This is a genomic window from Rhodopirellula sp. JB055, assembly GCF_043100905.1.
GTDB lineage: Bacteria > Planctomycetota > Planctomycetia > Pirellulales > Pirellulaceae > Rhodopirellula.
Window position 1 is genome coordinate 1 of the sequence record NZ_JBICHO010000144.1, and the last position, 10556, is coordinate 10556.

At 55.6% G+C, this 10556-nt stretch carries 8 protein-coding genes; 4 read left to right on the forward strand and 4 right to left on the reverse strand.

The features are described from left to right. A partial coding sequence (dnaG, locus tag ACF8AM_RS05935; RefSeq protein WP_392554737.1) for a DNA primase occupies positions 1-1690 on the reverse strand: 1690 nt, incomplete at its 3' end. 632 nt (positions 1691-2322) lie between these two features. Here dnaG and ACF8AM_RS05940 point away from each other — a divergent pair. Then, positions 2323-3276, forward strand: a complete 954-nt coding sequence (locus ACF8AM_RS05940; protein ID WP_392554738.1) for an ABC transporter permease — start codon at positions 2323-2325, stop codon at positions 3274-3276. After that, the gene (locus ACF8AM_RS05945) at positions 3266-4231 is read left to right on the forward strand and encodes an ABC transporter permease (RefSeq protein ID WP_392554739.1); all 966 of its coding nucleotides are present in this window, start codon (positions 3266-3268) and stop codon (positions 4229-4231) included. Before ACF8AM_RS05940 ends, ACF8AM_RS05945 begins: the two co-directional genes overlap by 11 nt. A gap of 87 nt (positions 4232-4318) precedes the next feature. Here ACF8AM_RS05945 and ACF8AM_RS05950 read toward each other — a convergent pair whose 3' ends face one another. Together ACF8AM_RS05950 and ACF8AM_RS05955 are read right to left on the reverse strand one after the other, a co-directional pair. Beyond that, positions 4319-5623 carry a TAXI family TRAP transporter solute-binding subunit gene (locus tag ACF8AM_RS05950; protein ID WP_392554740.1) on the reverse strand — a complete coding sequence of 435 codons (1305 nt, stop codon included), beginning with the start codon at positions 5621-5623 and terminating at the stop codon, positions 4319-4321. 16 nt (positions 5624-5639) lie between these two features. After that, positions 5640-6914 (reverse strand): tetratricopeptide repeat protein, encoded by a 1275-nt coding sequence (locus tag ACF8AM_RS05955; RefSeq protein ID WP_392554741.1) that lies wholly within the window; start codon positions 6912-6914, stop codon positions 5640-5642. A gap of 449 nt (positions 6915-7363) precedes the next feature. On the opposite strand from ACF8AM_RS05955, the gene ACF8AM_RS05960 reads away from it, so the two are divergent. After that, positions 7364-8578: a multiheme c-type cytochrome gene (locus ACF8AM_RS05960; RefSeq protein WP_392554742.1), complete on the forward strand. Its 1215-nt coding sequence runs from the start codon at positions 7364-7366 to the stop codon at positions 8576-8578. Between the two features lie 111 nt (positions 8579-8689). Here ACF8AM_RS05960 and ACF8AM_RS05965 read toward each other — a convergent pair whose 3' ends face one another. Then, positions 8690-9949, reverse strand: coding sequence for a DUF1559 domain-containing protein (locus ACF8AM_RS05965; protein WP_392554743.1), 1260 nt, complete (start codon positions 9947-9949; stop codon positions 8690-8692). Positions 9950-10203: 254 nt separating this feature from the next. On the opposite strand from ACF8AM_RS05965, the gene ACF8AM_RS05970 reads away from it, so the two are divergent. Beyond that, entirely contained in the window at positions 10204-10377 is a 174-nt protein-coding gene (locus ACF8AM_RS05970; RefSeq protein ID WP_392554744.1) for a hypothetical protein, read from the forward strand. Positions 10378-10556: the final 179 nt, after the last annotated feature.

Sequence of the window (10556 nt, forward strand, 5' to 3'; positions counted from 1 at the left end):
GATGCTGCTGGCCTGGACCGTGTTGGCTCGGTCGACTTTGGCCGCTGGGGAGTTGGTGATCGGGGATGCCAAAATCGCTGGGGGCCGACGGCGCGTAGTCGTCGAAGCCTTCATCGATTCCAAATGCCGCTGCGTCTTCCATTGCCGCTTGTGCGAACGGGTCGAAGTCGTCTGCGGGCGCGTTGGCTGGTGGTCGGGCAGCGGGCTGGGCAGAGACGGTCGGAGAGCTTGGCGGGCCGGAGGGGGCGGAGTTTCGAGGGCCATTGCTCTGGCCGGCTTTGCGGTAGCGAGCTTGCTTGCGTTCGCGTTCAGCGTTTTCTTCGCGAACGGTTTCCAGTCGCCGTTGCAAGCGCTCGACCGGCAATCCAAATGTTTGGCTCATGCGAACCAGCAACTGGTCGATCTTCAGTTCGGTTTTGTCGCTTTTGGGTGGGGACTTGGTCAGCACGCCCAGCATTGTTTCGATCGCCGTCGTGACTCGGTGCGTGTCGCGAGTGACGTCGACGCCTTCGGTCAAGCGATTCAGCTTGTGGTCCATCGCGTCGGGGGCCTTGCTGGCCATGTCCAGCAAATTCGCCGCAGATTGTTGTGCGAGAAAGTCGGCCGGGTCCAGTCCATCGGGCAGCGTCAGGATTCGCAAGTCCGCATCGGCGGTGACAAAGAGTTCCAGGACTTCCTCTGCGCGACGTTTGCCAGCCTCGTCACCATCGAGGACCAGCACGACTCGATTGACGAAACGTTTGAGAACGCGAACGTGCGAGGCGGTCAGTGCCGTTCCCAGAACGGCAACGCTGTGGTTGATGCCCGCCATGCGAGTTGCGACGACGTCGGTGTAACCTTCCATGACAAGAGCTTCATCCGCAGCACGCATCGCGTCGCGAGCGAGGTGCAAGCCGTAAAGCTCATTGGATTTGCGAAACAGCATGGTCTCGGGACCATTGATGTACTTCGCGCCGCCATTGGACCCGTCGCCTTTGGCTTCCGCGATGCGGTCAGCGATCGCGGGAATGATTCGGCCGCCCAGCGAGATTGCTTGGCCTTGTGCATTGTCGATGGGGAACATCAGGCGGCCGCGAAAACGATCGTAGCAACCGGATCTTCCATCCCGGCCGATCGCGACTCCAGCGGCTTGCGCGACTGCTTCGGAAAACTTGTTTCGTTTCAGCAGGTTGACGGCGAAGTCCCACGAGTCGGGGGCAAAGCCGATCTTGAACAGTTCGCGGTTGCTGTCGTCGATGCCGCGGCTGGCGAGGTAGTCGCGAGCCATTTTGGCGTCGTCGGATTGTCCGCTGGCCAATTCATCAAAGTAGGCTCGGCAGACCAGGTCCACCGCCTTCATCAAAGTGGCTTTGTCGTTGGGACTGCCAGGTTGGGTTTTGGGGCCGCGATTGAATTCGGGAATTTCGATGCCGGCTCGTTCGGCCAGACTTCTCAGTGCGGTGGGGAAGTCCACGCCTTCACGCTGCATGGCGAAGCTGAAGACGTCCCCGCCGATGTCGCAGACCCAGCATTTCCAAGATTGCCGTTCTTGGTTGACCGTCATCGACGGCCGTGTGTCGTTGTGGAATGGGCAGCGGGCAACGAAGTGACGGCCCTGCGGACGCAATTCCAGATCATGCCCGATGACATCAACGATGTCGGTCGCGGCGCGAACTCGCTCTTTGACGTCGAAGTCCGTTGAAGAGGACAAACGAACGCTCCTGTCAAAAGGCCGGGCAAATTGTCATGTCGACAAATTCAACCAGCACGAACGCGGGGGGACATCCACCTTAGAAACGACATGCGGCGGGCAAGTCGAGCAAGATTTTCCTTGCTGGCTTGTCAACGGCTGCCGACCCAAATTGGATGCGGTCAGTGGAACGGTCAACCCGGCTTCGCGGCTGCGAAGTGATCGTCACTCTTCCTGAGCGACCGGCGGTTCGGCGATCCCGTCGAAAACGGGAAAGAACGAGGTGCCGAGGCAAATTTCGATCCGGTTACATCCCTGTAGCGTAGTGTGTCAGCCGCGGTGGGTGGAATTCCCCAATTGGCAGGCTGCCCGCTTCGTTACAAGCATGAGAGAAGTTTGCTGCGGTTTCACGGACACGTCAATAGCAATCTTCGGCGAAAATGAAACGGGCAAACTCTTTTCAGCGTTCTCGCGGAAGACGCTGTCAAACGCCGGGATTGAGCGTTCTCAACCGGAGGGGCATCGGAAGAACTTCGCCTCTCAGCTACTTTGGTTTGGGACGGCGAGCGTGGTGATCGCCCGTTTTGCCGTGTGTGTCCTGGGTGCTTGGTCGCCTGGATGTCTTTCTTCAAAGCCTCACTGCTATTTCTTTCATGGCGACCGCAACTTCGTCGTTCAACGATTCGGACCCGGATTCGCACCATGTCGCCGCCGCGACTTGGGGCGGACGCGTGCGGATTTGGAAAAAGATCTTCAGCACCGCTCTGTCCGAACGCTTGGTGTATCGAGGGGACTTCGCCCTGGGGACATTGATGCGGTTCCTGCCCATCGTCACTCAGATTTTTCTGTGGTGGGCAATCTACGATTCGATCGCCGCTAGCCAACCGGCCGAACGGTTGGTCGATTCGGCCGCCGGTGGATCGGAATTGAATTCCGCCACGGAGGCGGTGCAGATCGGTGGGTTCGGTTTTCGAGACATGGTGGCGTACTACCTGATCACCATGTTGGCCCGGGCGTTCTCCAGCATGCCAGGCCTGGCCTCAGGCATTGCCCTTCAAATTCGCGAAGGCGAAATCAAACGTTACTTGATCCAGCCGATTGATTTGATCGGTTTCCTGTTGATCAACCGGATCGCTCACAAGGTTGCTTATTACGCGATCGCGATCGCACCGTTTGGTTTGGTGTTCTTTCTTTGCCGCGATTACTTCGTGGGAGGATTCCCGCCGCCACACTTGTTCATTGCATTCTTGGGATCGCTGGTGATGGGATTCCTGATCGGCTTTTTCCTCGAAGCTGCCATCGGGATGATCGGGTTCTGGTTCCTGGAGGTCTCGTCGCTGCTGTTTCTTTACATGCTGTTCAGCTTCTTCTTGTCGGGGCACATGTTTCCGATTTCGTTGTTGCCCGACAGCATCGAATGGTTCGTCAATTTGTTGCCTTTGAAGTATTTGGCGTATTTTCCTGCGGCAGTGTTCCTGGGGAAGATTCCCGATGAGGACTTGCCGATGGAAATGGCAATTGAAGCGGCTTGGTTGACGTGCTTCATTGTTGTCTGTCGTTGGTCATATTCCCGCGGTGTGGCTCGTTACAGCGGGTATGGAGGTTGATGCCATGCAGTCCAAGCCAGCTACAGACGGTTCGAGTCAAGGCAGACCCGCCATGGATGACCAGTGGATGAACGACGCGAGTGTTTCGGAACGAGAGGCTGGGTCCGAGTGGATGCGCTACGTCCGCGTTTTCGGAACGTTTGCTCGTAATAGCTTGGTTCGCGACATGACGTTTCGTGCGAACTTCGTGATTGAGTGCGCCAGCAGTATTGGCTGGACGCTGATGAACGTCGGTTTCTACCTGATCATCTTTCAGTTCACCGGATCCATCGGAGCGGACACGGGATGGGATCGGGAGCGGTTCTTTTTGTTTTTGGCCACGACGTGGTTCATCAACTCCATTGTGCAGGCCTTCTTCATGCCCAACGCGGAGGAGTTCAGTGAACTGATTCGAACGGGCGGGTTGGACTTTGCCTTGCTGAAACCGATCGACACCCAGTTTTTGATTTCATTCCGGCGGGTCAGTTGGTCGTCCTTGGCCAACTTCTTGGCTGGGTTGGTGATCGCCGGCGTGGCGCTTTCGAGATTGGCCACCCGGGAAGTCGACCCGCACATTCCGACGGCGATGTCGGTGGTGCTGTATGTGCTGTTTTGCATGTGCGGTGTCGTGATCATGTACAGCCTGATGATCTGTCTTTCCGCGACCAGCATTTGGTTGGGACGTAATCAAACGCTTTACAACTTTTGGTTTTACATCACCAACTTCAGTCGCTACCCGATGGAGATTTACAACCGCGGTTGGGGCACACCGATGTACGGGTTCTTCACGTTTGTGGTGCCGGTTTTGGTGGTCGTGAACGTGCCGGCTCGTTTGTTGGCCAAGCCCATCGATCCACGAACGAACGAGGAGTGGATGTTGGTGGGTTGGGCACTGGTCGCCACAGTGCTCAGTGTCTTGTTCAGCCGCTGGGTCTTTCGCCGAGCACTCGGCAGCTACCGCAGTGCCAGTTCCTAGGTCCGCCAGTCGGACGACCCTGGCCCGCATCGGCGTCGTGTTTCGCCCCAGCCTCGCCGCCCCACACGAGGCCTTCCTGGGAATCCTTTAGGTTCGCCTTGCAGTTGTTTCTGCTCGTTCGATTTCGGCTCGGCAGCGATTGATCATGTTCTGCAGAATGACAAAGGAATGGTCTGCGTCGAGTCGCTCTTCGATCAGTTCTTGGCACGTGGTCGATTCGATCTCTTCCAGGTCTCGCAGTGCGACGCTGAAATCGGAAACTCGCTGCTGTCCAATCGAATCGAGGATGTGTTGCACTCGGCCGTAGTACACATCGACTCGGTTTTTGCGTCGCTGATCAATCCATTTCTTGATCCCATGCAAGCCACTGGCAAGCAGCAACGCGATCGTGATCAACACCCCAATCGACTCGGCGTTTTGAGCCAGGAACCCGGGTTCATTCCTGCGAAAGTAAGCTTCCGCGCCACGATGAAGTGGGACCTGCAGTTGAGCCTGGCTGGATTGTTCATCGAGTCCACTGAGCAGAGAGATCTTTCGTCCCAGGACCGCGCGATGCGCGAAAATGGTCTGAACCAAATCGTTGGCAAGTTCTTCATCCCAGTTCGCACGGCACGCCAAGACCGCGCCGATGCCGACAGAAGGCGTGGGAGTGATCGGGCTACCTTCGTACGGCATCAGCGGAATGACCGCCACTTTCGCGTGCGGGTAGTGCGTGCGGAATCCGTCGATGAACGCCCGCTCTGAAATGAAGGTTGCTTCGTCTTCCACGGCGCGGATTTGGATTGGCACCAGCTCAAATTCGGGACTGGTGACCAATTCCTCAATGATTTCAGATCCCAGCCCGACTAAGAAGAAAGCCGCGTCGAGTTCTCCGGCACGCAATGCCTCGGCGGATTGAGCGAACCCCAGGTTCTGTTGGTGCTCCGCAGGGATTTCGACCCGTGAGAATTGCAGCAGTGCTTCCACCAACGGGTGAGTTCCGCCGGATAACGAACCGAGGTTGGTGGGGTGGTCGGCCAAGTCGTTCAAGCATTCAATGCCGACATCCTTCCGGCAAACCAAATGCAGCACTTCGGTGTAAAGGATCGCTAGGCTGCGAACGCGTTGATCGGCAACGGCATCGTTTTGAACGATCGCAACATCCGCCGTCCCATCTTGCAGGCGAGCGACATTTTCACGGCTTCCCTCACTCGGGATTACTTCACATCGAATCTCTGGATGGCGATTCATGTAAGAGTCGCCGATCTCCTTGCCGACTTGGAAGTAGACGCCTTGCTCAGAACCCGTCGAGATCACCACCCGCTGGGATGGCGTGCTGCCAGCGAAAGCAATCCATGCCACCCAGCAAATGGCCCCTCCGAAAAGAGCCAGCAGAAAATTCGTCCAGCTCATTCAGTCAACACCTAAGTCAGTCGCTTCGCACGGATTCGTTTTTGGGCAGTGTATCAATTGCTGCGTCGGTCTGCTGAAGTGAATCCAGGTCGATCCCGCAAGTCACAAATTGGCGGTCTAGCATCCATCCTTCGTTGTTGAGTCGGGTGCTGCGTTCTTTGATCTGGGTTGCGAGGCGATCAAGTTCGTTTTGAGAGAGCGCGTTGTTTGCATTTGCATACGCCAGGCGGATACCGCACCAATGCAACGATTCCCAGGGACGCTGCAACTGATCGAGACTTTCGATCAGGCTGACGATCTTTGCATCGTCGCGATCTTCGTTCAAAGACATTTCACGGCCCATTCGTTTCGTTTCAGTGATCAACTCGTACCGCTTTGCAGCCTCTTTTGATTCGATTGGTCGATCGATGGCTTGCAGTGATTGGCTGAGCAGACGGTAGGCTTCGCTGTCTGTCTGGTCGAACAGCACCGCTTCGCACAGCAAACGCACGGCAGCAACGTGCATTCCTCGATTCGCGAGATTGGCCGCCTTGGGAAAGCTCCATTCTGGATTGGATGTATCGACCCGATCGGCTTCTTCACTCCATGCACTCAGTGATTCTTGTTCGTTGAGGTGGACGTGGATGCGTCCCAGGATCGGCAACGTGTCGCTCGGACGAGTCGCCGATGCTTCGAGTTCTGCTCTCGCCTGTTTCCACTCGCCACGACTGACTGCGTACATGGCTCTTCCTCGAACACCGATCGGTGCAAGCTCATCCAGTGAGGTGTCACCATGGAACGGTTGTCCTCCCGCGAGCAAATGTCGAAGTTCCAGTTCTTCGATGTCACCTCGCTGACAAAGCGTTTGCAAATGTTCCGTTGCTTCGGATGTTCTGCCTTGGCGGATGAATAGCTCAGCAAGCTCGCGATGAACCAAGGTGGCTCTGGGGGCCTCCTGCAAGAGTGTTTGGAAACGCTGCTCCGCCTCTTTCCACTTACCGAATTGAACCATCCACTGGGCGGTCTGCCCCAACACAGGAAGTCGTGCGTCAGGTGTGGTCAACGCTAGTTTGTCCAGCATCTGGATCGCTTCTGGGAAACGGTTGCGTCGGCCTAAGACGCGCGCCATTAAAAAGATGGAGCTCGGATCATTCGGCTCTAGACGCATGACTTGACGAGCGAGTTGATAAGCCTTGTCGTGGTCATCATTTTTCAATGCAATTGCTGCCTTTTCTTGCAGGGCAAAGACATCGATTGGTGGTGGTTCATCGTTCGCGATTGAAATGGGGAGACGAGATGCTTTTGGTGTCACTTCGGTGTCATTCGATGCCGTTTCGATTTGGGGCGATGTATCCTTCTTTCGTATGTCTGCTTGAGCAGACGTTTCGCGATTGGAGTTTGTTTGCGGATCCTTTGAATGACATCCTGTCATCAGGGTCGCCAGCACGCAGAGGCCAACCGATTTTCTGAGGATTGCTATGGTGGGCACGATTGCGTGATCAATTCGGAGCATCAGATTCCAAAACGCAATGGGAACGGCGACGTGTTTGTGGCAGTTGCTTGACGGTTGAGGCCGTGTGGAGGCAAATCTTGGTCATGGCAACGCCGTTGGCAGCGAACTGAATGCCGGCAACGACACTTCCAGCTTTACTTTTGATTGTACCTCTTTTATTCCCTCGCCAGCACAACGCGTCGAGGTTGCGCGGCTGCGAAAAAGAAAGTCTTCCAGGTGGTTGGATCAATGTTAAGATCTGACTGTTAGTGAGTAAGCGGAGTCATGGCTTCGTACAACCGTCCTTGCGAATTGAGTTGATTGTGGTCGGCAAATCGAACCTTCGAGTGATTGGGGCGGTCATTGGCCTACTGGTGGTGGCTTCCACGACCCTGATGTTGAACAGTGAGTTCGATCATGGTGTGTTTCAGACTAGCCTGTCGGGTGTTTCGCTTGCTCAGTTTGAAGGCAAGGTACGATTGGAAACGCCCTCGCAGGACACTGGGTTTGTGGGGCGGGATGTGTGCCGTGAATGTCACGAGACCAATTTTGAATTGCATGCGAAGCACGGGCATGCATCGACATTCCATCAAGTGTCCGAGACCGATTTGCCAAGCATCTTCGCTGGCACCCAGTTCGATGGCGGGAAAGATTACGGTGTCTACGAGTATGGCGTGGATGACGCGGGCCAATTGTTCGTGCGTCTCCCTTCGGAGTTTGGCGAAGAGGCATTTCCACTTCAGTATGCTCTCGGATCGGGGCAGCATGCACAAACGATGTTGACACTGACGACCTCTGCTGATGGGCAGGTCGAAGGGATTGAGCATCGGGTCAGTTGCTATCACGGTCAAAGGGTCGATATCACTCCCGGGCATTCTAAGAAGAGCCCGGCCAGTGCACTGGAATTATTCGGCGACAGGCCGCGCGGGGAGCCGCTGCAGCGGTGTGTTTATTGTCACACCACTCAGGGCGAGGTGGTTGCTGGGGAGATCCAAGGCCTGGTCGCGAATGTGAACTGCGAGAAATGCCACGGTCCAGGACGCGAGCATGTGGAGGCTGCTCGAACGATGCCAACGCCACCGAAGTATTCCGTTGGAAGAGAGGATTGGGATGGCGAATCGGAGATCCAGCTTTGCGGAGATTGTCATCGCATGCCGAAGAATCTTTCCGAAACCGAAATTCGGGAGTACCCCGATCTTCTAGCACGCTTTCAGCCGGTCGGGATGCTGCGAAGCCGTTGCTACTTGGAGTCCAATGAGCAGATGCGATGCACGACATGTCATAACCCGCATCAAACCATTCAATCGGTTTCGGAAGACCAGCATCTTCATGCCTGTGTCAAATGCCATGATGTTCAGAACACAGAGCATGTCGTGTGCAGTGTTTCGACTGACAGTGGTTGCATTGAATGTCATATGCCAGCGATCGAGATGGATGAAGGTCTCCGCTTTCATGACCACTGGATTCGTGTCCGTGAGAATTGACACACGGTTGCTTGCAGTTCCGACTGATGGTCCAAAGCAAAACGAGCCCTCCCGACAGTGATCGAGAAGGCTCGTTTTTAGATTGGGCGTCAGATATCAGCGTCCTCGGAATTAAAACTCCGTCTCAATCGTTTCGCGAGAAGCTTTCGTTCCGAGTGAGCCCCACAACCCGTACGGGCTTGCAGAACCGGGGGCACGTGGGCCAGGCTGGTTACGACGAACCGCTCCAGCATTCTGGTTCCCTGCGTCGACGGATTCAGTGATGAACTTCACTGCTCCGTCGGTCAGCAGGACATGGACGCCGCCTTGGTGTCGGCTGCTGGCGGTGTGAGTGCCGCTGCTGTCAATCCAGGTTCCCACGCAGAGTTCTGCATTGGGGGGACGGACTGTGAACATTTGAGTGCACATCGCGCGGAAGTTCGCCCAGTTGGCACCACGAGCTTCGTGATTGTTGGAGCTCAGTACCACGGGATCCGTGCAGTTGGGGCCACCATTGCACCAGAATAGAGGACGCTCGGGATCAACTTCGTTGTTGTCCACGCAGAACGATGGGTTGTCATTCACCGCATTGGAGCTTTGACGACGCCATGAGGCAGCCGATCGTTTGTCACGGTCGCCCAAGTCGGTGATGATTTCGCCCATCGCAATTGTATTGGACAGACCATCGAGAATGTCTCGGAATTTAGCCGATCGACGCACCATGAAGACTCCGCGCGAAACGGAGTTGTAGTTCCCGATCGCCCAGTTGGCCGTGCGGGGTGTGAGATCCCCATTTCGACTTTGGTGGTGTTGTTGACCAGGCGAGTCACCGAGGCACAACGCATAGTTGGTTCGTCCGAGTGCGGGCAGCCCTTTGCCAGGATCGCTGGGGCAGCGAAGGGTTGGAATGTCCGTTGACCATGGAATGTATCCCGGATTGCGAGAGTAGTTTCTTGGGTTGGGGCCCATCGCAGGCCAGCGAGGTGGATTGGTCAGCCCGGTGGTTGCCGGAGGTGCCGCACCGGTAACGGTTTGGGTGCTGGGGTTTGCGATCATCTCCCACAGCCCCTGCTGCTCGAAGAATGGTGTCAAACCAACCAATGCACTCATGCATTCGTGGCTTGCGTCATTGCCCGTTTGCCACCATCGATTGTTCTGTAGTCCGATTCCTGTTCCGCCACCCTGAACAGGTAGTTGGTTGTAGGCGGAATGGTAATTGTGTAGGGCTAAACCCTGCTGCTTGAAATTGTTGCTGCAGCTCATGCGACGGGCAGCTTCGCGGGCTGCCTGCACGGCGGGCAGCAATAGTCCAACCAAAACCCCAATGATCGCGATGACGACTAGGAGTTCCACCAGCGTGAAGCCGGTAGATTTCTGCGTCTGGGTACTCATACGGTATCTCCACTCAGAAAAGCAACGAATAAGACAATAAGCGGGGTGCTGTACCCCTTTGCATCTCTTCAGTGGTCTCAACCTATCCCGTAGGGGGTGGGCGCAACAATGATGCGATTTTCGCATCTTTGTTGTTGATTTGCGTGTTGTCCTGGCCTTTGGTTTCGGGTCATCTTCAATAGGTCGGCAAGGAACTTTCTGTCAAAGTCCCGCTTTGTCGAGCGCTGTCTCCTCACTCAAGCGAATCAATTGTCATGCAAAAGCTCACACTCGCGGCGGTCGCTGCATTGTTATTTTCAATACCCGTTGGTTGCGAAAAGGAAAGCAGCGTTGTCGAAGCGCCTCCCGCCGGTGAAGAATCATCCATGGATGGGATGACGGAAGATGAATACAACGCTGCGATGGAAGAAGCCCTGAATCAGCAATAGTTTTTGTGAAGCTGGGTTGGTGAACGAGACACATTGACAAATTTGAGTTCGAAATCGTTCGTGGTCGCTTCGGCATGAACTGAATTTGTCAGTAGAAACTGTTTCCAAAATGAAGCGGGCGTCAGCATTTGCGGACGTCCGCTTTTTGTTTTCCCGATGGGGGATGCTATTGCGGCAGC